Source organism: Methylobacterium sp. J-118 (assembly GCF_057836565.1).
In genome coordinates this window covers 3,457,554-3,479,326 of record NZ_JBYQFA010000001.1, presented here as the reverse complement: position 1 = coordinate 3,479,326, position 21,773 = coordinate 3,457,554, and the positions used below count along the sequence as shown (strand labels likewise).

General features: G+C 69.1%; 25 protein-coding genes. 11 read left to right on the top strand and 14 right to left on the bottom strand.

What is annotated here, in order from left to right:
* Positions 1-6: 6 nt before the first annotated feature.
* From urtD to AC3IF3_RS16710, 7 genes are all read left to right on the top strand, one after another.
* Positions 7-792, top strand: a complete 786-nt coding sequence (gene urtD / locus AC3IF3_RS16740; RefSeq protein WP_243966584.1) for an urea ABC transporter ATP-binding protein UrtD — start codon at positions 7-9, stop codon at positions 790-792.
* Between the two features lie 2 nt (positions 793-794).
* A complete protein-coding gene (urtE, locus tag AC3IF3_RS16735) occupies positions 795-1,556 on the top strand; it encodes an urea ABC transporter ATP-binding subunit UrtE (protein ID WP_489229587.1) in 762 nt (253 codons plus the stop codon).
* Positions 1,557-1,566: 10 nt separating this feature from the next.
* Positions 1,567-2,586: an alpha/beta fold hydrolase gene (locus tag AC3IF3_RS16730; RefSeq protein ID WP_489229586.1), complete on the top strand. Its 1,020-nt coding sequence runs from the start codon at positions 1,567-1,569 to the stop codon at positions 2,584-2,586.
* Positions 2,587-2,648: 62 nt separating this feature from the next.
* On the top strand, positions 2,649-3,878 hold the full coding sequence (gene fmdA, locus AC3IF3_RS16725) for a formamidase (protein WP_243966587.1): 1,230 nt from the start codon (positions 2,649-2,651) through the stop codon (positions 3,876-3,878).
* 99 nt (positions 3,879-3,977) lie between these two features.
* Complete coding sequence (locus tag AC3IF3_RS16720) at positions 3,978-4,295, top strand: FmdB family zinc ribbon protein (RefSeq protein ID WP_489229585.1); 318 nt, start codon at positions 3,978-3,980, stop codon at positions 4,293-4,295.
* 213 nt (positions 4,296-4,508) lie between these two features.
* Complete coding sequence (locus AC3IF3_RS16715) at positions 4,509-5,564, top strand: aliphatic amidase (protein ID WP_489217308.1); 1,056 nt, start codon at positions 4,509-4,511, stop codon at positions 5,562-5,564.
* A 57-nt stretch (positions 5,565-5,621) separates the two neighbouring features.
* Positions 5,622-6,191, top strand: coding sequence for a ClpP family protease (locus tag AC3IF3_RS16710; RefSeq protein WP_489229584.1), 570 nt, complete (start codon positions 5,622-5,624; stop codon positions 6,189-6,191).
* A 51-nt stretch (positions 6,192-6,242) separates the two neighbouring features.
* On the opposite strand, the gene AC3IF3_RS16705 is transcribed toward AC3IF3_RS16710, so the two are convergent.
* The 3 genes from AC3IF3_RS16705 to AC3IF3_RS16695 all read right to left on the bottom strand — a co-directional run bounded on the left by AC3IF3_RS16705 (position 6,243) and on the right by AC3IF3_RS16695 (position 8,649).
* Positions 6,243-7,091, bottom strand: a complete 849-nt coding sequence (locus AC3IF3_RS16705) for an oxidoreductase (protein WP_489229583.1) — start codon at positions 7,089-7,091, stop codon at positions 6,243-6,245.
* 218 nt (positions 7,092-7,309) lie between these two features.
* A complete protein-coding gene (locus tag AC3IF3_RS16700) occupies positions 7,310-8,251 on the bottom strand; it encodes a 2-hydroxyacid dehydrogenase (RefSeq protein WP_489229582.1) in 942 nt (313 codons plus the stop codon).
* A 107-nt stretch (positions 8,252-8,358) separates the two neighbouring features.
* Positions 8,359-8,649: a hypothetical protein gene (locus AC3IF3_RS16695; protein WP_489217304.1), complete on the bottom strand. Its 291-nt coding sequence runs from the start codon at positions 8,647-8,649 to the stop codon at positions 8,359-8,361.
* A 158-nt stretch (positions 8,650-8,807) separates the two neighbouring features.
* Between AC3IF3_RS16695 and AC3IF3_RS16690 the strand changes: the two genes are divergently transcribed.
* The gene (locus AC3IF3_RS16690) at positions 8,808-10,280 is read left to right on the top strand and encodes an MFS transporter (protein WP_489229581.1); all 1,473 of its coding nucleotides are present in this window, start codon (positions 8,808-8,810) and stop codon (positions 10,278-10,280) included.
* A gap of 81 nt (positions 10,281-10,361) precedes the next feature.
* Here the strand turns inward: AC3IF3_RS16690 and AC3IF3_RS16685 are convergent, their stop codons facing one another.
* From AC3IF3_RS16685 to otsB, 5 genes are all read right to left on the bottom strand, one after another.
* Positions 10,362-10,748, bottom strand: coding sequence for a type II toxin-antitoxin system VapC family toxin (locus AC3IF3_RS16685; RefSeq protein ID WP_489229580.1), 387 nt, complete (start codon positions 10,746-10,748; stop codon positions 10,362-10,364).
* Positions 10,745-10,987 carry a type II toxin-antitoxin system Phd/YefM family antitoxin gene (locus AC3IF3_RS16680; RefSeq protein ID WP_489229579.1) on the bottom strand — a complete coding sequence of 81 codons (243 nt, stop codon included), beginning with the start codon at positions 10,985-10,987 and terminating at the stop codon, positions 10,745-10,747. The genes AC3IF3_RS16685 and AC3IF3_RS16680 overlap by 4 nt, the downstream gene beginning before the upstream one ends.
* A gap of 66 nt (positions 10,988-11,053) precedes the next feature.
* A complete protein-coding gene (locus AC3IF3_RS16675) occupies positions 11,054-12,061 on the bottom strand; it encodes a glucokinase (RefSeq protein WP_489229578.1) in 1,008 nt (335 codons plus the stop codon).
* A gap of 66 nt (positions 12,062-12,127) precedes the next feature.
* Positions 12,128-12,577, bottom strand: coding sequence for a DUF4260 domain-containing protein (locus AC3IF3_RS16670; protein WP_489229577.1), 450 nt, complete (start codon positions 12,575-12,577; stop codon positions 12,128-12,130).
* Positions 12,578-12,658: 81 nt separating this feature from the next.
* Entirely contained in the window at positions 12,659-13,402 is a 744-nt protein-coding gene (otsB, locus tag AC3IF3_RS16665) for a trehalose-phosphatase (RefSeq protein ID WP_489229576.1), read from the bottom strand.
* A gap of 114 nt (positions 13,403-13,516) precedes the next feature.
* Here otsB and AC3IF3_RS16660 point away from each other — a divergent pair, with 114 nt between their 5' ends.
* Positions 13,517-14,026: a DUF427 domain-containing protein gene (locus AC3IF3_RS16660; protein ID WP_489229575.1), complete on the top strand. Its 510-nt coding sequence runs from the start codon at positions 13,517-13,519 to the stop codon at positions 14,024-14,026.
* Between the two features lie 97 nt (positions 14,027-14,123).
* Positions 14,124-15,347: a serine hydrolase domain-containing protein gene (locus AC3IF3_RS16655; protein WP_489217296.1), complete on the top strand. Its 1,224-nt coding sequence runs from the start codon at positions 14,124-14,126 to the stop codon at positions 15,345-15,347.
* 18 nt (positions 15,348-15,365) lie between these two features.
* Here the strand turns inward: AC3IF3_RS16655 and AC3IF3_RS16650 are convergent, their stop codons facing one another.
* From AC3IF3_RS16650 to AC3IF3_RS16630, 5 genes are all read right to left on the bottom strand, one after another.
* Entirely contained in the window at positions 15,366-16,010 is a 645-nt protein-coding gene (locus AC3IF3_RS16650) for a DUF2147 domain-containing protein (RefSeq protein WP_489217295.1), read from the bottom strand.
* Positions 16,011-16,230: 220 nt separating this feature from the next.
* Positions 16,231-16,761 carry a GNAT family N-acetyltransferase gene (locus tag AC3IF3_RS16645; RefSeq protein ID WP_489229574.1) on the bottom strand — a complete coding sequence of 177 codons (531 nt, stop codon included), beginning with the start codon at positions 16,759-16,761 and terminating at the stop codon, positions 16,231-16,233.
* A gap of 130 nt (positions 16,762-16,891) precedes the next feature.
* Positions 16,892-17,092 (bottom strand): hypothetical protein, encoded by a 201-nt coding sequence (locus AC3IF3_RS16640; RefSeq protein ID WP_243966603.1) that lies wholly within the window; start codon positions 17,090-17,092, stop codon positions 16,892-16,894.
* A 99-nt stretch (positions 17,093-17,191) separates the two neighbouring features.
* On the bottom strand, positions 17,192-18,295 hold the full coding sequence (locus AC3IF3_RS16635) for a helix-turn-helix transcriptional regulator (RefSeq protein ID WP_489217293.1): 1,104 nt from the start codon (positions 18,293-18,295) through the stop codon (positions 17,192-17,194).
* Positions 18,296-18,656: 361 nt separating this feature from the next.
* The gene (locus tag AC3IF3_RS16630) at positions 18,657-19,970 is read right to left on the bottom strand and encodes an MFS transporter (protein ID WP_489229573.1); all 1,314 of its coding nucleotides are present in this window, start codon (positions 19,968-19,970) and stop codon (positions 18,657-18,659) included.
* A 181-nt stretch (positions 19,971-20,151) separates the two neighbouring features.
* Between AC3IF3_RS16630 and AC3IF3_RS16625 the strand changes: the two genes are divergently transcribed.
* A complete protein-coding gene (locus AC3IF3_RS16625; RefSeq protein WP_489229572.1) occupies positions 20,152-21,303 on the top strand; it encodes a dimethylmenaquinone methyltransferase in 1,152 nt (383 codons plus the stop codon).
* A 43-nt stretch (positions 21,304-21,346) separates the two neighbouring features.
* On the opposite strand, the gene AC3IF3_RS16620 is transcribed toward AC3IF3_RS16625, so the two are convergent.
* A complete protein-coding gene (locus AC3IF3_RS16620; protein WP_489229571.1) occupies positions 21,347-21,544 on the bottom strand; it encodes a DUF2283 domain-containing protein in 198 nt (65 codons plus the stop codon).
* Between the last annotated feature and the right edge of the window lie 229 nt (positions 21,545-21,773).

Genomic DNA, 21,773 nt, shown 5'->3' with positions numbered 1-21,773 from the left:
GACATCATGAACGCCGCGATCCTCTCCTCCCCCGTGGTCGGCGCCGAGGCCGCCCCGCCCGATCACCTCCTCGCCGTCGAGGCGCTGACCGTCTCGTTCGACGGATTCAAGGCGGTCAACGACGTGTCGTTCTACGTCGAACCCGACGAGATCCGGGTGATCATCGGCCCGAACGGCGCCGGCAAGACCACGGTGCTCGACCTGATCTGCGGGCGCACGAAGGCCAGCGCCGGCTCGATCAAGTACAAGGGCCAGGAGCTGACCAAGCTCTCCGAGAGCGCGATCGTGCAGGCCGGGGTCGGCCGCAAGTTCCAGACGCCGTCGATCTACGACGACCTCACGGTGTTCGAGAACCTGGAGATCTCGTTCCCCCGCGGCCGCTCGGTGTTCGGCGCCCTGACATTCAAGCGGGATGCGGAAGTCCGCGACCGCATCCACGCCATCGCCGAGACGATCTTCCTGAAGGACCAGCTGAAGGAGCGGGCCGAGTTCCTGAGCCACGGCCAGAAGCAGTGGCTGGAGATCGGCATGCTGCTGATCCAGGACCCGGAGCTGCTGATGCTCGACGAGCCGGTGGCCGGGATGAGCGTCGGCGAACGGATCAAGACCGCCGAACTCCTCAACCAGATCATCAAGGGCCGCTCGGTGCTGGTGATCGAGCACGACATGAAGTTCGTCGAGGACATCGCCCACCGTGTGACGGTCCTGCATCAGGGCAAGGTGCTTTCCGAAGGGTCGATGGAGCGGGTCAAGAACGACCCGAAGGTCATCGAAGTGTATTTGGGACATTGACGATGGCGTCGCTCCAGACCACCGCGCCCCTCGTCCAGGCGCCTCCGATCGCCACTATCCCGGCCGCGACGCCGGCGCTCGCCGTCGAGGATCTGCACGCCGCCTACGGCCAGAGCGAGGTCCTGCACGGGCTGACCTTCTCGGTAGCGCCCGGCGAGATCGTCGCCGTGATGGGCCGCAACGGCATGGGCAAGACCACGCTGATGAAGACCCTGATGGGCCTCGTGCCGGTCAAGGCCGGCTCGATCCAGGTCGAGGGCACGGATGTCGCCGCCCTCAAGAGCCATGCCCGGGTCGCCAGGGGCCTCGCCTACGTGCCGCAGGGCCGGATGATTTTTTCCACCATGACGGTCCAGGAGAACATCGAAACCGGCCTGACGGTGACCGGCACCCGCAAGGTCCCGCAGGACCTCTACGACATGTTCCCGGTCCTGCTGGAGATGAAGGGACGGCGCGGCGGCAACCTCTCCGGCGGCCAGCAGCAGCAGCTCGCCATCGCCCGGGCACTCGCGAGCCGCCCGAAGGTGCTGCTGCTGGACGAACCCACGGAAGGCATCCAGCCCTCGATCATCCGCGAGATGGGCCGGACCCTCAAGAAGATCCGGGACCAGCGCGGCCTCTCCATCGTCGTCTCCGAACAGGTCCTGAGCTTCGCCCTCGACGTCGCCGACCGGGTGATCGTCATGGAGAACGGCGCCATCGTCCACGAGGCCCCGCGCGCGGGCATCGACGAGGCGGCCGTCGCCCGGTTCCTGTCGGTCTAGGGGCGCCCGCATGGCCGATTACGAGATCTTCGAACTCGGCGACTTCGTGCTCCAGTGCGGCAAGACGCTGCGCGCGGCCAAGCTCGCCTACAAGACCTTCGGGACGCTGAGCCCGGCCAAGGACAACGCTATCGTCTACCCGACCTGGTATTCGGGTCAGCACACCGAGAACGAGTGGTTGATCGGCCCCGGCAAGGCCCTCGACCCGGACAAGTACTTCATCATCATCCCGAACATGTTCGGCAACGGGCTCTCGTCCTCGCCGAGCAACACCCCCGCGCCCTGGAACGGGCCGCGCTTCCCCAACGTCACCGCCTACGACAACGTCCGCGCCCAGCACCGCCTCGTCGCCAAGCATTTCGGCATCGAGAAACTGGTCCTCGTCACCGGCTGGTCGATGGGCGCGCTCCAGACCTACCACTGGGCGGCGATGTACCCGGACATGGTGCCGAAAATCCTGCCGTTTCAGGGTTCGGCCAAGTGCTCCCGGCACAATTACGTCTTCCTTGAGGGCGCCAAGGCCGCGCTGCAGGCCGACGCCGCCTGGGCCGAGGGCTGGTACACGAGCCCCCCGACCCGGGGCCTGCGCGCCTTCGGCCGGGTCTATGCCGGGTGGGGCCTGTCGCAGACCTTCTACCGGCTCGAGGCCGACATCACCCACATGGGCTACGCCTCGCTGGAGGACTTCCTGATCGGCTTCTGGGAAGGGCTGTTCTACGCGCGCGACGCCAACAACCTGCTCGCTATGCTGTGGACGTGGCAGCACGGCGACATCAGCGCCAACGACACCTTCCAGGGCGACTTCAAGGCCGCCCTCGGCGCGATCCGCGCGAAGGCGATCCTGATGCCCGCCTCGACCGACCTGTATTTCCCGCCCGAGGACAACGCCATCGAGGCGGCCGCCATGCTGAACGCGGAGCTGCGCGTGATCGACACGTGGTGGGGTCATTTCGCGGGCGGCCCCGGCACCAGCCCGAACGACATCAAGGTCCTCGACGATGCGCTGAAAGAGCTGCTCGCGAGCGGGTGAGATTCGCGCAACGGCGCGCGGATGGGGTCCGCCCCAAGGTTCTAGGGAGCTGGAGACAGAACATGCCCGAGACGCTGATCAAGGTCGATCTGACGCAATCGGCCTACGACAACGACATGGTGCACAACCGCTGGCACCCGGACATCCCGATGGTCGCCACCGTGAAGCCGGGCGCGGACTTCATCGTCGAGACCTACGACTGGACCGGCGGCTTCATCAAGAACAACGATTCCGCCGACGACGTGCGCGACATCGACCTGTCGATCGTCCACTTCCTGTCCGGCCCGATCGGCGTCGAGGGCGCGGAGCCCGGCGACCTGCTGGTGGTCGACCTCCTCGATATCGGCGCCAAGCCCGAGAGCCAGTGGGGCTTCAACGGCTTCTTCTCGAAGAAGAACGGCGGCGGCTTCCTCGACGAGCACTTCCCGCAGGCCCAGAAGTCGATCTGGGACTTCGAGGGCATGTTCACCAAGTCCCGCCACGTGCCGGGCGTGCGCTTCCCCGGCCTGATCCATCCCGGCCTGATCGGCTGCCTGCCCGATCCGAAGATGCTGGAGACCTGGAACACCCGCGAGAAGGGGCTCTACGACACCAACCCCGAGCGTGTCCCGGCGCTGGCCACCCTCCCCTTCGGCCCGACCGCCCATATGGGCCGCCTCCAGGGCGACGCAAAGGAGGCCGCCGCCGCCACCGGCGCCCGCACGGTCCCGCCCCGCGAGCACGGCGGCAATTGCGACATCAAAGACCTGTCGCGCGGCTCGAAGATCTACTTCCCGGTCTACGTCCCCGGCGCCGGCCTCTCCATGGGTGACCTGCACTTCAGCCAGGGCGACGGCGAGATCACCTTCTGCGGCGCCATCGAGATGGCCGGCTGGGTCCACCTGAAGGTCGATCTGATCAAGGGCGGGATGGCCAAGTATGGGATCAAGAACCCGATCTTCAAGCCGTCGCCAATCACGCCGAAATTCGACGACCACCTGATCTTCGAGGGCATCTCGGTCGACGAGCACGGCGGCCAGCATTACCTCGACGTGCACATCGCCTACCGGCAGGCCTGCCTCAACGCGATCGAGTACCTGAAGAAGTTCGGCTACTCGGGGGCGCAGGCCTACTCGATCCTCGGCACGGCACCGGTCCAGGGCCACATCTCGGGTGTGGTCGACATCCCGAACGCCTGCGCGACCCTGTGGATTCCGACCAAGATCTTCGAGTTCGACATCAACCCCGGCGCCGACGGACCGACCAAGTTTTTGGATGGCTCGATCCAGATGCCGCTCTCGCCGGATCTTTGACCGACCGCCGGTCACGGACGCGACCTGCCCCCTCTCCCGTGCGGGAGAGGGGACCCGCGCTTAACCTGATCACGCGCCGTTCAATTCTGAAAGCACGCCATGCCCGTCTACGAATACGCCTGCGCGGCCTGCGGGCCGTTCACCGCCATGCGGCCGATGGCGGAATTCAAGGATCCGCACGCCTGCCCGGATTGCGGGGAGGCCAGCCAACGGGCCTTCCTCACTGCCCCGCGCATTTCCGGGATGGATGCCGGGCTCAAGGCCGCCCACGCCACCAACGAACGCAGCCGCCACGCGCCGCGACGCTCAGGCAGCCACGGCGCGGGCTGCGGCTGCTGCACGCCGAAGAAGACGGCCGCGGCGCCGGCCGCCGCCAAGAGCTTTCCGTCAGCGCGGCCCTGGATGATCAGTCACTGAACCACCAACCACCCTCCCCCCTCCGCGGGGGAGGGTGCCCCGCGGATGCGGGGCGGGAGAGGGGCAGCGCGACAGCTCAGGATGTCACGCCGGTCGCGCCCTGTCCGGACGCGGCGCTCCCCTCTCCCGACCCCCTTCGGGGGCCACCCTCCCCCGCAGCGGGGGGAGGGAAACGGCACCCGTCGAGCCCGAACACCAGGAGGATATCACGCCATGATGCACGGAGACATCTCGTCCAGTCAGGACAGCGTCGGCGTCGCCGTCGTGAACTACAAGATGCCGCGCCTCCACACCCGCGCCGAGGTGCTGGAGAACGCCAAGGCGATCGGCAAGATGATCGTCGGCATGAAGAGCGGCCTGCCCGGGCTCGATCTCGTGATCTTCCCCGAATATTCGACCCACGGCATCATGTACGATGCCGCCGAGATGTATGAGACCGCCTCGACGGTCCCAGGCGCGGAGACCGAGGTCTTCGCCGCCGCCTGCCGGGAGGCCAAGGTCTGGGGCGTGTTCTCGCTCACCGGCGAGCGCCACGAGGAGCACCCCAACAAGGCGCCCTACAACACCCTGATCCTGATGAACGACCAGGGCGAGATCGTCCAGAAGTACCGCAAGATCATGCCCTGGACCCCGATCGAGGGCTGGTATCCGGGCGACCGCACCTACGTGTCGGACGGGCCGAAGGGGCTGAAGATCAGCCTGATCATCTGCGACGACGGCAACTACCCGGAAATCTGGCGCGACTGCGCCATGCGCGGGGCCGAGCTGATCATCCGCTGCCAGGGCTACATGTATCCGGCCAAGGAGCAGCAGGTCGTCATCTCGAAGGCCATGGCCTTCGCCAACAACGTCTACGTGGCGGTCTCGAACGCCGCCGGGTTCGACGGCGTCTACACCTATTTCGGCCACTCGGCGATCATCGGCTTCGACGGGCGGACGCTCGGCGAGTGCGGCGAGGAGGAGATGGGCATCCAGTACGCGGCCCTGTCGAAGTTCCTGATCCGGGATTTCCGCGCCCACGGGCAATCGGAGAACCACCTCTTCAAGCTGCTGCACCGGGGCTATACCGGCATGATCAACTCGAAGGAGAATCGGCACGGGATGTCGGAATGCCCCTACGAGTTCTACCGGCGCTGGATCGAGGATCCCGACGGGACCCGTGACGCGGTCCGGGCCATCACCCGCCAGGGCGTCGGTACCGAGGAATGCCCGATCGAGGGCATCCCCTTCGTCGGCAAGGGCGAGGGTGCGCCGGACCCGGTCCGTTAACATCCACCCGGCCCGATCCCGTCCGCGGGACCGGGCCGCTGCAACCCTGGGATCGCCATGGACACGACACCCCTCGCCCCGACCGCGTTCCGCAGCCCCGCGGTGCTGCTGTCGGGCCCGGTCGACTACGACATGTACAAGGACTTCCGCCGTCAGTTCGGCGCGGCGGGCGATCGTGAGATCGTCGTGATCGAGCTATCGACCCTGGGCGGCGACCCGGAGGTCGCCCGGATGATGGGTGAGGACATCCGCTACCATTCCGAGATGAACCCCGATCGCCGGTTCGTCTTCCTCGGCAAGGCCGCGATCTACTCGGCCGGCACCACCTTCATGAGCTTCTTCGCGCGTCCGAACCGCTACCTGACCCGGGGCACGCGGCTGATGATCCACGAGCGCAAGATGAACAAGGAGCTTCACGTCCAGGGGCCTTTGACCACCTGCGTCGCCGCCGTGAAGGCGACCCTGCACGAGATCGAATGCTCGATCGTGATCCAGAACGAAGGGTTCTCGAACCTCATCCAGGGCTCGGACGTGACCCTGGATGAGGTACTTCAGAAGGCGCCGGCCAATTGGTACCTCGAGGCCGAAGAGGCGCGGTCTCGGGGTTTGATCGAGGCCGTGATCTGAACGTCCCCCATCGCGAGCGAAGCGACCGCGGGCGGCGCACGGCCGCCAGGATCACCCCTGCGGGTAATCCGCGCCCAGGCTGGTCTCACGCCACGCCTCGATCTCGGCGAGGCTCTGCCGCAGCCGGTTCGTGACCGCCTCGAACCCCCACGCGCCGAGCACGAGGTGGCGGGGCGGGTTGTCAATCTCGGTCACCCGGATCATCGCCTCGCCGGCCCGTACCGGATCGCCGGCCTGCGTGCCGCTCTTCTCGGACGTGGCCTTGAGGCGCGCGCCCGCGGTCTCGGCGTAATCGCCGATGGTGCTCGGTGTCTGGACCAGGGAGCGGCCGGCCCAATCGGTCCGGAACGGCCCCGGCTCGATGCAGGTGACGTGAATCCCCAGCGGCCCCGTCTCGGCCGCGAGGGCGTCGGAGAACCCCTCCACGGCGTGCTTGGTGGCGGCATAGTAGCCGGAGCCCGGAAAGCCCACGAAACCGGCAACCGAGGTGACGTTGAGGATACGGCCGGAACGCTGCGCCCGCATCACCGGCAGCACCGCCCGGGTCAAGGCGAACAGCCCGAAGACGTTGGCGTCGAACTGCGCGCGGATCTTATCGTCCTCACCCTCCTCGATGGAGGATTGGTAGCCGTAGCCGGCATTGTTCACGAGCACGTCGATCCGGCCGAAGGTTTCCGTGGCGGCGCGCAGGGCTTCGGCGATCTGGCCCGGCGCCGTGACGTCGAGGGACAGGGCCAGCACGCGCGCCTCGGCACCCTGGGCGAGGTCGGCGACCTTGGCCCGGTCGCGGGCGGTGACGACGGCGCGCCAGCCCCGGGCGATCACGAGTTTGGCGAGGTCCCGGCCGAAGCCGGTGGAGCAGCCGGTGATGAACCAGACCGGATTGGTGTTCTGCGTCATGGTGGGTCCCGTGATCAGCATTGCGTGGTCAGGGTGTCGCGGCCGGCTCGGGCGGGCGATCCGCGCCGTCTGCGCAACGCCCGAGCCGCCCGGAAGGCGTGCCCCCACCCTGTAACGCGGCCGATCCGCACCGTATCCGCGGCCGGGTTCGCGGCGATCACGTTCGCCCGCGGGTCGCGGCTGCGCGCCAGGTCGACGGAACCCGCGATCGCGCAGTCCTAATAGCCCCGCGCGGCATCGACTCCCTGCGGCGGCGCCCCGGTCTTCCGATAACTCCGCAGGTTGGCGGCCACCGTGGCGGCGGCCGAGGCCATATCGGTCGGACCGGAGACGTGCGGGAGGACCGTCACGCCCGGATGGGACCAGAGGGCGGAGTCCGCCGGCAGCGGCTCGACATCGAACACGTCGAGCACCGCATGCGCCAGACGGCCGCCGTCGAGGGCCGCGATCAGGTCGCCGGTCACGACGATCGGCCCGCGGGCGAAATTGATCAGCGCGGCCCCGGGCTTCAGCGCGGCCAGGCGCGCGGCGTTGACGAGGCCGCGCGTCTCGGTGGTCAGCGGCACGAGGCAGACGAGGATATCGCACCGGCCCAGCATCGCCGGGAGGCCGTCGGCGCCGTGGTAGGTCTCGACACGAGCGACCGCCTTCGGGGAACGGCTCCAGCCGATGACGGGGAACCCGGCATCGAGCAGCCGCGCCGCCGCCTCGGAACCGAGCGCGCCCAGACCGAGCAGGCCGACCGTGACGTCGACCGGTTTACGGTAGGCGTGCGGGCGCCAGACCCGCTCGCGCTGTTGGCGGGCGTAGGCCGGCATGTCGCGCTGGAGATAGTAGGTCCAGGCCAGCACCGCCTCGGCCATGGTGCGAGCCATCTCCCGGTCGACGAGGCGGACGATCGGCAGCGGCCGGTCGAAGGCGCCGACGAGCTTCTCGACGCCGGCCCAGAGGCTCTGCACCCAGACGAGGCCCGGAAGCGCCGCGACCTCGGCCGGATCGGGGTTGGCCACGATGGCGACCCGCGCCGCCGCACGCTCCCCGGCGTCCATCGCCCGGAACGGGACAAGCCGCTCCTCCGGCATCGCGGCCGCCAGGATCTGCCGGTATTCCGACTCCTGCTCCGGGCCCTTGCACCCGATGAGGGCGACTGCCTCCGCCATCCGCGAACTCCGTACCGGCCCCGACCACGCCATTCGCGAGGCACCAAGCAGGGGCTGTGCCCGAGCCGACCGGAAACGCCAAACCGCCGGATCGTCGGGTGGCGGCGTCAGCGGACCTCGTTCAGCGCCGGGTAGACGAGGCGGACCGCCCGGCGATCTGGCGGGATCGGGGTCTCGACGCGCCTGCCGATGCTGCCGGTCGTGCCGGGCCCGACCGGTTGGGCGGGCCGCAGACGCCAGCGCTCGGCGGCCGGCATCTGGACGCGGGGCTTGGGCCGTTCGAGGTGACCGTCCGCACCCTGCGTCGGGACGGTGGCGAGCCCCGCCAGCGTCATCGCGGTGGCGACGGCGAGGCGGATCGGAGACTGGCGACGGGATCGGGCTTGGCGGAGGAACATGATGGGGCACCGCGTGGACCCCTCGGTTCTGCGCCCCGCGGATGAAGACGGGATCGAACCGAATCGTTTCCCAAGTCGTTGCCAACACCTGCCTGCGGTCGCGGTAAATGCGCGCTGTCCAGGCAGGGTAAACGACAGGACAGGGGGAATACGCGCGCATGGCGAGCAAGGTGGAAGGGCGTGCCGGAACGCCGGAGCGAGCCGAGATCGGCGGCGTGATCGATACCGACATCTCGGCACGACTGGACAGGCTGCCCTGGGGCCGCTTCCACGTGCTGGTCATCGTGGCGCTCGGCATCACCTGGGTGCTCGACGGCCTCGAGGTGACGCTGGCCGGCTCCCTGGTCGGCGCCCTGCGCAAGCCGCCAATGTCGTTCTCGGAGTTCGATGTCGGGCTCGCCGCCTCCTGCTACCTCGTCGGCGCGGTGACCGGGGCGCTCGGCTTCGGCTGGCTCACCGACCGGATCGGCCGCAAGAAGCTGTTCTTCATCACGCTTGCCCTCTACCTGATCGCGACCGCGGCCACGGGCCTGTCCTGGAGCGTCACGAGCTTCTGCATCTTCCGCTTCTTCACCGGTGCGGGCATCGGCGGCGAATACACGGCGATCAACTCGACCATTCAGGAGCTGGTCCCGGCCCGGGTCCGCGGCTGGACCAACTTGGTCATCAACGGCTCGTTCTGGATCGGCGCCGCGCTCGGCTCGTTCATGTCGATCGTGCTGCTCAAGCCCGAGGTGATCGATCCGGCCTGGGGCTGGCGCGTCGCCTTCTTCACCGGCGGCGCCATCGGCCTCGTCATCTTGCTGCTGCGCACCTGGATCCCCGAGAGCCCGCGCTGGCTCGCCACGCACGGCTACGCCGCGGAGGCCGACCGGGTCGTCACCGGCATCGAGAAGCGATTCACCGACGAGGGCGTCACCCTGCCGCCGGTGGACGAGAGCAAGCGGATGAAGGTCCGCACCCGCGACCACACCCCCCTGTCGGAGGTGTTCCGTGCCCTGTTCGTCACGAACCGGCTCGCCACGATGGTCGGCCTCGCCCTGATGGTCGCGCAGGCGTTCTTCTACAACGCCCTGTTCTTCACCTACGCGCTGGTTCTGGAGCGATTCTACGCCGTGCCGGGCAACAGCGTCGGCTGGTATCTGCTGCCCTTCGCGCTGGGATCCTTCCTGGGCCCGCTGCTGCTCGGTCGGCTGTTCGACACGATCGGCCGGCGCCAGATGATCGCCTTCACCTATGGCATCTCGGCGGTGCTGCTGGTGGCCGTCGGCGTGCTGTTCCGGCTCGACGTGGTCGGGCCGGTGGGGCAGACCGCGGCCTGGATGGTGGTGTTCTTCTTCGCCTCGGCAGCGGCGAGTTCGGCCTACCTGACCGTCTCCGAGACCTTCCCCCTGGAGATCCGGGCGCTCGCCATCGCGGCCTTCTACGCGGTCGGCACCGGCATCGGTGGCGTGTCCGGCCCGCTCCTGTTCGGCAGCCTGGTCGAGACCGGCTCGCGGGACTGGGTGCTGTTCGGCTACGGGATCGGCGCGGTGCTGATGCTGGTCGCCGCCGTGGTCGGCGGGATCTGGGGCACGGCCGCGGAGGGCAAGTCGCTGGAGGACGTGTCGAAGCCGCTGGCGGCGGCGTGAGCGGAGAACCGGCCTTCGGCCAACTCTCGTTGAGTGGAATACATCGGGATTTGGCCGAGAGGGCGGGTGAAGGACATTCAGTCAAATCAAACGGATCGGACCGTCATATCGCGCAATGAGCCGGTCGGCTGTCACGAATTCCAGTCCCTCCAACCGAGCCTGTGTGAGCAAAAGCCGATCGAACGGGTCTCGGTGGATGGGCGGAAGGCTGGCAACTGCCGTCGCGTGAGCTCCCGTTACCGGAAGCTCGATATAGCCATTGGCGAGCAGGCCTTTCCGCAGGCCCTTCGCATCGACTTGGAAATCTTTGCGGCCCAACCCGCTCTTGATGGCGATTTCCCAGAGACTCGCCGCACTGAACAAGAGCGTATTCGCACGATCGTCGATGAGACGTCGTGCGGCAGCGGTCAGACGGTCGGACCCTGCCGCGGCCCAAAGAAGGATATGCGTATCGAGAAGGTGGCTCACCGGCCTTCGAACGCCGCCGCGATCTCTTCGCCACCCATGCGATCGAAATCGTCCGGAATGCAGAGGCATCCGGCCAAGAATCCGATTCGGGACGTATCGGCAGATGCCGGCGCATCGAACGGGACGACACGAACCAACGGTTTGCCATCCTTCGCGATGATGAACGGCTCGCCCGATGCCGCCTGTTCGACTAGGCGCGAAAGGTTCGTCTCAGCGTCCTTCAGATTGACCGTCCGCATCGATCCGGTCCCAGTCCCAGACAGATCCTGCTGCGCCGCGCAGCGACATCCCACGATCGTAAACCCTCAACCATCCTTTCGCCACACCTGCCCGTGGTAGACGAATTTCGCGCCCTCATTGGCCAGCGCCGCGAGGCCGCGGAAGGCGGGATCGTGGACGGTGATGACGCTGGTCGGGATCTGGCGCATCATCCCGGCGAAGGGCGCCTTCCGTTCGAAGGCCTCGCGGAACCCGCTCTCCTGCAGCACCTTCACGATCCGGGGGGCGATGCCGCCGCCGATATAGACGCCGCTGGTTGCCAGGAAGGTGAGCGCGAGGTCGCCGCAGATACGGCCGAGCAGGCGGCCGAACAGCTCGAGCGTCTCGGCCGCATGGGGGTCGGAGGCGTTGAGACCCGCCTCGGTCACCGCCGCGGGATCGAGCTTCTCGTGCGGCTGACCGGTCCGGACATGCGCCACCGCCGCGTGCAGCCGCGACAGGCCCGGCCCCGACAGGATCGATTCCACGGTGATCCGGTCCTCGACCCGCTCCAGGGCGTGCCAGACCTTCTCCTCGAACGCGTCGGAGGGGCCGAAATCGGTGTGGCCGGCCTCGGTGGACACGATGGCGAGATGGGCGGAATACGGCACCAGGGCGGCGGCGCCGAAGCCGGTGCCGGGCCCGAGCACGACGCGGGCGCCGCCCGAGGCGGGCGGACAGGGGCCCACCGGCGTGAGGTCGTGCGGCTCGATCTCCGCGGCCCCGGCCGCCACCGGCACGTAATCGTTGACCACCACAGCGGCGGAGAGGCCGAAATCCTCGGCGATGCGCTGGCCGGCGATCTTCCAGTGCGCGTTGGTCAGCTGAATCTCCGGCCCATCGATCCGGCCGGCAATCGCCAGAATGGCCGAACGCGGCGGCGGCGCCCGATCGCCGCCCTTGGCCAGGGATGCCTGGATGGCGCGCGACGGATGGGGGTGGTCGGCGGTCGCCTCATGCGAGAGGAGGCGGGGGAGCGCCCCGCGTGACTCGATGAGACCGAAGCGTGCATTCGTGCCGCCGATGTCGCCCACAAGGACCGGAAACTCGAACATCGCAAGGTGCCTCTGCTGGAGCGCCCGCCGCGGACTGGACATTGGTCCGGCGGCGGGCACGTTGGATCAAGGGCTCTGAAAGCCGTTCCCGGCATGACGCGTGCCTGACGGCGGCTTCGGCGGTTCATCCGCCGCACGCCCCCGGCCGATGGCACCGAGATGCGTATTGCCGAAACCGCTCGCGTATTTGAGGCCGTAGCCGAGCATTCGATCAAGCCCAATATGGGCGAGCCAGATCAGGGTCAGCCCTGCGAAAAGCGGCTGGCCAAGGGAGACCGCCAGGCACAGGCCGATCAGCGGGGGCGTCTCCGTATGGAGGACGTTATAGAGAACGGCACCGCGGGCGGGGCCGAGGGCGTATCCCAGCAGGCTCAGATCCGGAGCAAACAGCAGGGCGGCGAACAGCCACCAGGGCTGCCCAAGCCAGGCATAGGCCGCTGTGGCACAGGCGAGCAGGGCGGCGCCCTCAATCCGCAGGATCGTCCGCGGCCCACCGCTCACGGCTCCGTCCGACATCCCGAACCCCCATCGAAGGGCGCCCCGAGCAGGCCGGACGGCATCCCGGTTCGCATCGGTCCCACGCGCCGGCTCATCCCCTCAGGCCGGCGGCAGGGCCGTCAAGTCGACGGCGCCCCGCTCGGCCCAGTCCTGAAGCAGCGCGCGGACCGCGGCCGGGTCGGGCAGGCGCCGGCCCGCGACCGTGTCGCCATCGCCGACCCGGACGGCGATGCCGCCATCCGCATTGACTGATGCGAAGGCGATCTCGTCCGTGCGGTCGTCCCCGAAGAAGACGGGTGTTCGCCCGGCATAGGGGGCCTCCGCCATGAAGGTGCGGATCGCGTGGGCCTTGGTGGCCTGCGCCGGGACGATCTCGCCGACCGCCTTGCCGAGTTGCAGCCGGTAGGCGCCGCCGAGCCCCTCCGCCGCCGCCTTGACCAGCGCCTCTGCCCGCTCCGCATCCTCTGGGCTCGCGAGCCGCCAGTGGACCGCCACGGAGGCGCCCTTGTCCTCGATCAGGACGTCGGCCAGCGTCGCGCTCTCCGCCTGAAGCCGCGCGACCTGCCGGCGCAGATCCGGATGGTCCTCCGCCCGCCCGCCGGTGACGGCGCCCCCGAGACGGCGCTCGACCCCGTGCAGCCCGGCGGCGTCGAGGCGCGACGGCGCCAGGAACCCGTCGATCACCGAGACCGGGCGGCCGGTCACGATCGCCAGCGCTCCGCCGAGGCGCCCGCGCAGCCGCTCCAGGGTCGCCACGAGACCGGGCTCGACCACCACCGCATCGGGACGCGGGGCGATCTCGGCGAGGGTGCCGTCGAAGTCGAGGAAGAGGGCGATGTCCATCGCTTGCGGTCCCGGGCCCGAATCTCGGACACGCGCTAGCACGGGGCGGCCGCCCGACAAACGGTGCCCGCACCGCCCTATATGGTCGAATCGGCGCTCGACACGGAGATCCGCATGACATGGCCTTCGGCACGACCCGCACCGGATCCGATCGGGCCGGGCGAGGAGAGCGTCTGGGCCTACCCGCGCCCGCCGCGGCTGGAGGCGGTGGCGCAGCGGCTGCGCGTGATGCTCGGCGGCGCCGTGATCGCCGAGACGGAGGCGGGATTCCGGATCCTGGAGACCTCCCATCCGCCGACCTATTATCTGCCGCCGGGTGATATCGTGGCCGGCGCGCTCGCGAATGCGCGGCACGGCGGAATCTGCGAGTGGAAGGGGCGGGCCATGCTGTTCGACGTCCGCGGCGGCGATCACACCGCTCCCGGGGCCGCCTGGACCTATCCCGATCCGACACCGGATTTCCGCGCGCTCGCGGGTTACGTCGCGTTCTATGCTGGGCCGATGGACGCCTGCTTCGTCGGGCCCGATCGGGTCACGCCGCAGCCCGGCACATTCTACGGCGGCTGGATCACGCCGGGCATCGTCGGCCCGTTCAAGGGTGGTCCGGGCTCGATGGGCTGGTGAGGACGTTGCCCGCCGCGGTCCGCGCTTCGTTCCAGACGGTGGAGGCCACCTCCGCGACGAGGCGCTACATCCGAAAGCGGGAATGTGAGGAGACGCCATGAATGCGCTGACCGAAACCGATCCGAAGGCGGCCGGCTTCGATCCCGCGGCCCTAGGCCGGATCGAGCCCTGGATGGACGCGCTCGTCGCCGACGGGCGACTCGCCGGCCTGTCGGTGACGGTGGCGCGGCGGGGCCGGATCGCCTTCGCGCGGGCCTGCGGCCAGGCCGATCTCGCCCGGGGAACTCCGTTCACCCTCGACACGGTGGCGCGGATCTACTCGATGACCAAGCCGCTCACCTCGGTGGCGGTGATGCAGCTCTACGAGCAGGGTCTGTTTCAGCTCGACGATCCGGTCGCCCGGGTGCTGCCCGAGTTTGCGGAGATGCGCGTCGCCGTAGGCGGAAACCGGGCCAAGCTCGAGACCGAACCGGCGCGCCGGCCGATCACCGTGCGCGACCTGCTCACCCACACCGCCGGCCTGACCTACGGGTTCATGGAGGCGACGCTGGTGGACGCCCAGTACCGCGAGCACAAGATCGACTTCCTGGCCCGGGAGGGCACGCTCGCCGAGATGACCGCCCGGGTGGCGCGGCTGCCGCTGCTCGCCCAGCCGGGCACCGCCTGGAACTACAGCGTCGCCACCGACGTGCTCGGCCAGTACGTGGCCGCTCTGAGCGGCCGGCCCTTCGCAGACTATCTGCGCGACCACGTGATCGGCCCCCTCGGCATGGTGGACACCGATTTCCACGTCGCGCCCGAGCGGATGCCACGCTTCTGCGCGGCCTATGTCTACGACCGCGCGCGCCGGCTCAACCTGTTCGACGATTCCGTCGAGACGGCCTTCGCCCAGCCGCCCAGCATCGCCTCGGGCGGCGGCGGCCTCGTCTCGACCGCGGCCGACTATCACCGCTTCTGCCGGATGATCCTCGACCGCGGCAGCCTCGACGGCACCCGGCTGCTCGGCCGGAAGACCGTCGATCTGATGCTAGACAATCACCTGCCGGGCGATCTCGCCGCGATGGGCACGCCGCGCTTCGCCGAGACCTCCTATACCGGGATCGGCTTCGGTCTCGGCTTCTCGGTAATGCTCGACCCGGCCCGAGCCCAGATCCTCGGCACGCGGGGCGAGGTTGCCTGGGGCGGCATGGCCTCGACGGCGTTCTGGATCGACCCCGCCGAGGATCTGTCGGTCGTGTTGATGACGCAGCTCGTGCCCTCCTCGGCCTTGCCGATCCGGCGCGAGCTGCGCGTCCTGACCTACGCGGCCCTGGAGGCGTGAGCCTCGCTCACGCTCCGGTCACTCCTGGGCCGGAGCCGCGGTGCCGGGCGCTGCAGTGGCGGGCTTCGGGGCAGGCTTGGCGGCCGCCTTCGCGGTCGGCCTCGCGCCGGCTGTAGCGCCGGTCGCCGCGGTGGCGAATTCCGGATCGGTATGCGGACCGTTCGGACCGTTGGTGGGGCCGCCGAGCTGACCGGGTACGAGGTCGGTCACCTTCGTCCAGGTCTGCGACTTGCACAGGAACGCGATCAGGCAGCCGCGGACGGTCAGTTCGCCCGGGGCATCCGTCCAGATGGTCACGTCGTACGACTTGCCGTCCTCGGAATTGTAGATTTTGCCCTCGTAATGGGCATCGGCGTTCGGCTTCAGGCCCATGATGAGCTGATGGCCGAGGGACGGACGCGCCTGCTTCTTCGGATCGGGGTTCTTGAAGTCGATCCGCGGCTCGCCCTTGTCGTTCAGCGGAACCTTCAACCAGACCACGTAACCGCACAGGCGATCCGCCGCGGTCCCGCATTTCTCGAGACGCACGCGGGCGCGACCGTCCTCGGTGAGATAGGTTCCGCTCGGATCGGTCGGCGTGGCCGCCTGCGCCGAACCCGCCAGCGCCGAGAGCGCCAGGATCGCGAGCGGCGCCATCCGGCGACCGATCGATGAAAACCGCATTCCCGAACTCCTATACTTCGCGGGCCGTGATGGGGATCGGACCGCTCGCGTGAGGACAGGTCGATCCCCTCGCGTCATCGCGCTTGCACCGGGCCGAACGCCGGGTGGCCAGCGCCGCCTCCCCGCCCTCTCCCGCGCGAAGTTGTCCGCATCATGACAATACCGCCGGAGGCTGAGGGCGCGCGGCGCTGTCCCGGTCCGCGCGGCGCGCTGCCGCGGATCAGGTACGCGTCGGCGGCAGGCTCGTTGCAGGTCCGAGCGGGCGCTGCAAGAGGGTGACGTCGAGCCAGCGACCGTGCTTGTACCCGACCGCCGCCAGGGTGCCGATCGGCGCGAAGCCGAGACGCGCGTGCAAGGCAATCGAGGCCGGCGAGCCACTGTCGGCGATGACCGCAACCATCGTCCGGCAATCGATTCGCTCGCTCGCGGATATCAGGGCGCCGAGCAGGGTACGCCCGACCCCGCGGCCCCGGGCGGTCCGCGCGACATAGATCGAATCCTCGACGGTCGAGCCATAGGCCGCCCGCTGATGATAGGGCCCGGCATAGGCGTAGCCCGCGACCGAGCCGTCCCGGACGGCAACGAGATAGGGAAAGCCGCCGTCGCGCAGGAGTGCGAACCGCCGGGCCATCTCGTCGAGCGTCGGCGGCTCCGTCTCGAAGCTGGCGGTGCCGGTCGTGACCGCGTCGCCGTAGATCGCCGTGATGACGGGAAGGTCGGCCTCCGTTGCGGGGCGTATCGCGTCCGTCATGCGGACTCCCATCCAGAACCGTACCGCCGCTGCCGCGCGGCACGCGCGACGGTGTGCCTCCGGATACGACGAAGCCGGATCCCGTCGGGACCCGGCTTCGGGAAAATGCAGGAACCGGGCCGGAGCCGGATCAGCCCTGCTTGGCCTTCTTGTTCGCGTTGTGATGGCCGACGGCGCAGCCCGCGGCGGCGCCCATCTTGCCATGGCCGGCCATATGTCCGGCGACACCGCCGACCACCGCGCCCTTGAGGCAGCCCTTCGCCTCGGCCGGCGCGCCGGCCAGCAGGGCACCGACGGTCAGGGCCGTGATCAGTGCGATCCGATTGGTCATGGAAGTTCCTCCTCGTGTCCCCATCGCAACGGCTTCATGGCCCAGCCCGTTCCGTTGGCGACCGCGTCGCGCCCTGCGGGCCTCCGCGGCGTATCGCGCTCAGCGCGCGAGCCCTGCCACCATTCGGACGAGATCCGACTGACGCGCCGCCCCGGTCTTGGCGAAGATCGCCTTCAGCTGCGAGCGTGCGGTCGCGGCGGCGATCGAGAAACCGGCGGCCGCCTCGGCAAGGGAGGCACCGCCCGACATGGCCTGGGCGAGGCGCGCCTCCGCGGGCGTCAGCCGATAGGCCGCTTGAAGGATCGCCGAGGCCGGCACCGGCGTGGCACCGGGCACGCTGGCCAGCATCAAGGTGCGGCCGCCCCCGAACAGGCCCCGGCTCGGCCCGACCAGCGGAACGACGTGGATCACGATGGGCGCCGCGTCCCGGCGTGCCACCACCACGGCCGAGAGCGGCGCCCGGCCATACGGGCGTGCCAGGGCTTCGAGCTGCCGCGACGCCTCCGGGTCCTCCGTGGCGAGGCGTCCACCCGCGAGCTTCAGATCGGGGCCCAGCAGCGCCGTGAAGGCCGCGTTCCAGCACAGTGCCCGCCCCTCGAAGTCGAGAACCAGGGCCGCGCGCTCGATGACGTCGAAGGCCTGGGTCAGGCCGGCGAGCCGTGCCTTCTCCACCATCGTCGTCAACAGGGCCGCACGCTGGAGCAGCGGCGACAGGGTCGCGAGCCGCTCCTGCTCTTTCGGCTCGAACGGTCCCTGCGCCACGGTCCGCTGCAGGGACAGGCACCAGAGCTTGCCCTTCACCTCGAATCCGACCCCCGCGAACCAGCGCAGGCCGCCGGAGGCGAGCAGATCCTGGTAGTAGGGTAGCCGCGCGATCTCCTCGGGCGAGGTGAAATCCTGGTCGACGGTGATGCCGCGCGCGCGCATCGTCGCCAGGCCGCGCAGGCGGTGATCCTCACGATGCCAGCCCTCGTCGAAGTAGCGGCGGGAGGCGTCCGCCAGGGACTGCGTGTGGAGCGCGTCGAGCCCCGTGCGATCCGTGCGCAGCAGGAGCGCCCCGGCACTGCCGGAGGCGCGCGACGCCCGCTCCATCAAGTCCGGCCAGCGCGCCGCGTCGATCACCGCCTCTTCGAGGTCTTCCCGAAACCCTGACTCCAAGTCGTCCCGCAGGCGGGCGAGGTGATCGTGATTCAGGCCGGCCATCGGACCTGTCTCCGGTCAGACTTCATCCAAGATTGGGACGCGTCCGCACGGACCAAACATAATTCGGAGCGCTAATCCAGCGCAATTTATTGATCTTTAGCGCGCATGTACAATTTCGAGTGCCGATCCTCCGTAGCCGGTGTCGCGCCCGTCCGGGTTTCCCGTGGCACCGTGTCGGGCCATGTCGTCAGACCGGTGATCGACGGTTCTTCTCAGCAGGCCCGAGGGTCGCCACGGGTCGAGAACGCCGTCGTCGACGCGGGCTCTCGCCCTCGGACATACGCTGACGCGCGCGACGAGGCCCATCCCCCGGCCGATCCGTGGACGGGCGCTCAACGGCCTTGAAAAGCGCGCCTGTCCGTCACTCCGCGGGATGCAGGCCGGCGACGAAGCTGTCCTGCGGCACCTCGTCGGGGATCGGCTCCTGGATCAGCGTCCAGTAGCCCAGCGCTGCCACCAGCGCGATCACCGCCCCGGTAATGAAGGCCATCGAGAAATGGCCGGTCCCGCCGACGATGAACCCTGTGACGGTCGGGGCCAGGGCCCCGCCGATATAGCCGCCGAAATTCTGCATGGCCCCGAGGGAGGCGGTGCAGCTCGCCGGCGCCGCCACGGAGGCCATCGCCCAGGCCGCCGACGAACTCATGTAGACCAGGAACAGCGAAGCCGAGATGCACGCGATCGCGAGCGTGTCGCTCGGGGTCAGCGCGGCCACCACGGTGAAGGCCGCCGTCGCCACCAGCGAGGCGGCCATGGGGATCTTGCGGCTGCGGATCGGATCGACGCCGCGCCGGACCAGCATGTCCACGACCCGGCCGCCGAGGATGCCGCCCATCACCCCGAAGGCGAAGGGGATTGAACCGACGAGGCCGGTCTTCTGCAGGGTGAAGTGCCGCTCGATCTCCAGATAGCTCGGCAGCCACGCGGTGTAGAGCCAGGTCATGTAGATGCAGCCGAAATAGCCGACGATCATCCCCCAGCTGGTCCGGAAGCCGAACAGCCGCCGCCACGCGCTCCAGGTGACCGGGCGGCTGGCGTTCGGCCCGTCGCCCTCCTCGAGGAAGGCCCGCTCTCCGGGGGTGAGATCGGTCTCGCGCGGGTTGCGGAACACGAGGTAGACGAGTGCGGCGAGCGCCAGCCCGACCCCGCCCATGATGACGAACATCGACCGCCAGCCGAAGCTCACCATCAGGAAGGTCAGCAGCGGCAGGGCCAGGAAGGTGCCGAGCGAGGAGGCGCAGTTCCAGATCCCCGTGGCGGTGCCGCGCTGGCGGATGTTGAACCAGTCGCGGGAGACGCGGGCACAGGTGGGAAAATGCGGCGCTTCTCCGACGCCGAGCACGATGCGGGCGCTCACGAATTGCCAGAACGAGGTCACGGCGCCGCCGAGCATCTGACCGAGCGACCAGCAGGTTAGGCCGAAGGTGAGCGTCAGCCGCGGGCCCAACCGATCCGCCAGCGCCCCGGCCGGCAGCTGGGTGAAGGCGTAGGCCCATAGGAAGGCCGAGAGCAGCAGCCCCATATCGGGGATCGACAGGCCGAGATCCTGCCGGATCAGCGGGTTGGCCACCGCCAGGGTGGCGCGGTCGACGTAGTTGACGACGCCGGCCGTCACCAGCAGCGCGAGCGAGATCGTCTGGATGCGGCGCACCCGCGGCGTTGCGGCCATGGCCATGGTGTCCTCCCTGGATGACGGGCCCCTTCGGGGCTCCGGGTCCGTCCGGTCGATTGCGACTCATCACGTCCGAACGACATTCTGCACCGAACGCCGTCGGACGGAAGGCCCGCCGCCCCTCGCCTCGCGCCGCCCGGCGTCGTAGACCGCTGGGACCCGCCATCGATCGAGACCGCCCCGCGTGCGCCTGACCCAGATCACCCACCACGACCTCGACGGCTACGGCGCCTCCACGGTGGCGGCCGCCTGCGCCGCGGTGGAGCGCGTCGTCCACGTGCCGCGCTACAGCGATGTCGGCCCGGTCTTCGAGGACGAGATCAAGCGCCTCGGCCGCGCCGCCGACAGCGAGATCCTGCTGATGACCGACCTCGGCCTGGAGGAGCAGACCATCGCGGGGCTGAAGAAGTTTGCCGCGATGAACCGCCGCCGCGAGGATGGCCGGAGGCACCGCCTCGTCGTCCTCGACCACCACGCCTCGTCGCTGGACCAGCTGCGCCGTCTCGCGCTGGAGCCGGTTCCCGATCCGGCCCGGCCCGGCCTCAACCGGATCGACCTGGGCGATCCCGAGATCACGGTGCTGATCGAGGAGGATCTCTGCGCCACCCGGATGACCTTCGACCACCGGGGCCTGTTCGCCACCGGCGAGCCCGATACCGACCTGTCCAGCCTGCTCGCGGCGGTCGACGCCGTCGACCTCTGGCGCAAGGAGAGCCCCGCCTTCCGGGGGGGCCTGGCGCTCGACGAGGTATTCTGGGACGCGGTTTCGAGCTTCGTACCGGTCGGGCATCCCTGGCACGACAGATTCGTGTCCGACATCCTGCTCGCGGCCGCCGCGGCCCTGCGGGATGGGGCGAGCCCAGCCGAGCTCGAGCGGCGCGCCACGGCGATCCGGATTGACATCGTTGATGCCCTGCTGCGCACGGCGCCGGATGACGATCTCGCGCTCACGACGCGCATGCGCCTCGCCCGGGCGCTCGCGCGCTCCGATACCCTGTTCCGGCCGCTGAAGGACGGCACGCTCCTGTCCTTCGCCCTCGATTCGGGCACGTTCCAGCGGGTTTCCGACCTGATCATGGATGCCGGCCGGGCCAAGCGCGTGGTCAACGTCCAGCGGATGGGGAACCTGTCGTTCCGCTCCAACGACGGCACGGCGCTCGACGGCGCCCGCCTGTTCCGCGGCGGCGGCCACCGGGACGCCGCTGGCGGCCGGCTCCAGAGCGGCTCGGCCTTCTCGATGGTCGACGCGATCGCCCAGGTCGAGCCGGTGCTGAACCCGGACAAGCCGGCGGGCGCGGACAGCCCGTTCGCGGCGTTGAAGAACTGGAAAGGGTGAGGCTCGTCCGAGCACGCCCTCGGGGTTGGCGCCGCGTTACGACCTATGCCGCGTGAGGCCGGTCCAGCGCGGCGCCGGGTGCCACCTGTTTGCTGGCGTCGAGGATCTCGACGCCCACGATGCGGCCCTCCGCGTCCAGATCCACGATGAACTTGGGGCGGATTTCTTCGCTCTCGACGATGCGCGTCTCGGCGAGGCTGATATAGAGCGCGTCCACGATGGGATCGTACTCGGATTTCATCGCGTCCTCCTCCATGCGCGCTTACGACCTCGATTGAGCAGGGCCGTGACGACCAAGACCTCCGCGCCGTCTTCAAGCGGCTCGTATACCACGCGAAGAACACGACCGTCGCATTACGGCGGCCGCCCCGCCGATCCTGGCGACGATCCTGGCGACGTTCGGCCGGGAGGCTGTCCTGCTCCTCATGGCCGGATGCGTCCTGACAGCGACTCTGACGTTCCTGGCCCTG

Excerpts from the sequence above, each read along its gene's own strand:
- otsB (WP_489229576.1), bottom strand. The coding sequence starts at position 13,402 with ATGGACATCGCCCTCTTCCTCGACTTCGACGGCACCCTCGCCGAGATC.
- AC3IF3_RS16705 (WP_489229583.1), bottom strand. The coding sequence starts at position 7,091 with ATGACGCAGAACACCAATCCGGTCTGGTTCATCACCGGCTGCTCCACC.
- fmdA (WP_243966587.1), top strand. The coding sequence starts at position 2,649 with ATGCCCGAGACGCTGATCAAGGTCGATCTGACGCAATCGGCCTACGAC.
- AC3IF3_RS16675 (WP_489229578.1), bottom strand. The coding sequence starts at position 12,061 with ATGTTCGAGTTTCCGGTCCTTGTGGGCGACATCGGCGGCACGAATGCA.
- AC3IF3_RS16715 (WP_489217308.1), top strand. The coding sequence starts at position 4,509 with ATGATGCACGGAGACATCTCGTCCAGTCAGGACAGCGTCGGCGTCGCC.
- AC3IF3_RS16690 (WP_489229581.1), top strand. The coding sequence starts at position 8,808 with ATGGCGAGCAAGGTGGAAGGGCGTGCCGGAACGCCGGAGCGAGCCGAG.
- AC3IF3_RS16620 (WP_489229571.1), bottom strand. The coding sequence starts at position 21,544 with ATGAAATCCGAGTACGATCCCATCGTGGACGCGCTCTATATCAGCCTC.
- urtE (WP_489229587.1), top strand. The coding sequence starts at position 795 with ATGGCGTCGCTCCAGACCACCGCGCCCCTCGTCCAGGCGCCTCCGATC.
- AC3IF3_RS16660 (WP_489229575.1), top strand. The coding sequence starts at position 13,517 with ATGACATGGCCTTCGGCACGACCCGCACCGGATCCGATCGGGCCGGGC.
- AC3IF3_RS16640 (WP_243966603.1), bottom strand. The coding sequence starts at position 17,092 with ATGACCAATCGGATCGCACTGATCACGGCCCTGACCGTCGGTGCCCTG.
- AC3IF3_RS16680 (WP_489229579.1), bottom strand. The coding sequence starts at position 10,987 with ATGCGGACGGTCAATCTGAAGGACGCTGAGACGAACCTTTCGCGCCTA.
- AC3IF3_RS16635 (WP_489217293.1), bottom strand. The coding sequence starts at position 18,295 with ATGGCCGGCCTGAATCACGATCACCTCGCCCGCCTGCGGGACGACTTG.
- AC3IF3_RS16710 (WP_489229584.1), top strand. The coding sequence starts at position 5,622 with ATGGACACGACACCCCTCGCCCCGACCGCGTTCCGCAGCCCCGCGGTG.
- AC3IF3_RS16695 (WP_489217304.1), bottom strand. The coding sequence starts at position 8,649 with ATGTTCCTCCGCCAAGCCCGATCCCGTCGCCAGTCTCCGATCCGCCTC.
- urtD (WP_243966584.1), top strand. The coding sequence starts at position 7 with ATGAACGCCGCGATCCTCTCCTCCCCCGTGGTCGGCGCCGAGGCCGCC.
- AC3IF3_RS16645 (WP_489229574.1), bottom strand. The coding sequence starts at position 16,761 with ATGACGGACGCGATACGCCCCGCAACGGAGGCCGACCTTCCCGTCATC.
- AC3IF3_RS16720 (WP_489229585.1), top strand. The coding sequence starts at position 3,978 with ATGCCCGTCTACGAATACGCCTGCGCGGCCTGCGGGCCGTTCACCGCC.
- AC3IF3_RS16655 (WP_489217296.1), top strand. The coding sequence starts at position 14,124 with ATGAATGCGCTGACCGAAACCGATCCGAAGGCGGCCGGCTTCGATCCC.
- AC3IF3_RS16700 (WP_489229582.1), bottom strand. The coding sequence starts at position 8,251 with ATGGCGGAGGCAGTCGCCCTCATCGGGTGCAAGGGCCCGGAGCAGGAG.
- AC3IF3_RS16630 (WP_489229573.1), bottom strand. The coding sequence starts at position 19,970 with ATGGCCATGGCCGCAACGCCGCGGGTGCGCCGCATCCAGACGATCTCG.
- AC3IF3_RS16730 (WP_489229586.1), top strand. The coding sequence starts at position 1,567 with ATGGCCGATTACGAGATCTTCGAACTCGGCGACTTCGTGCTCCAGTGC.
- AC3IF3_RS16670 (WP_489229577.1), bottom strand. The coding sequence starts at position 12,577 with ATGTCGGACGGAGCCGTGAGCGGTGGGCCGCGGACGATCCTGCGGATT.
- AC3IF3_RS16650 (WP_489217295.1), bottom strand. The coding sequence starts at position 16,010 with ATGCGGTTTTCATCGATCGGTCGCCGGATGGCGCCGCTCGCGATCCTG.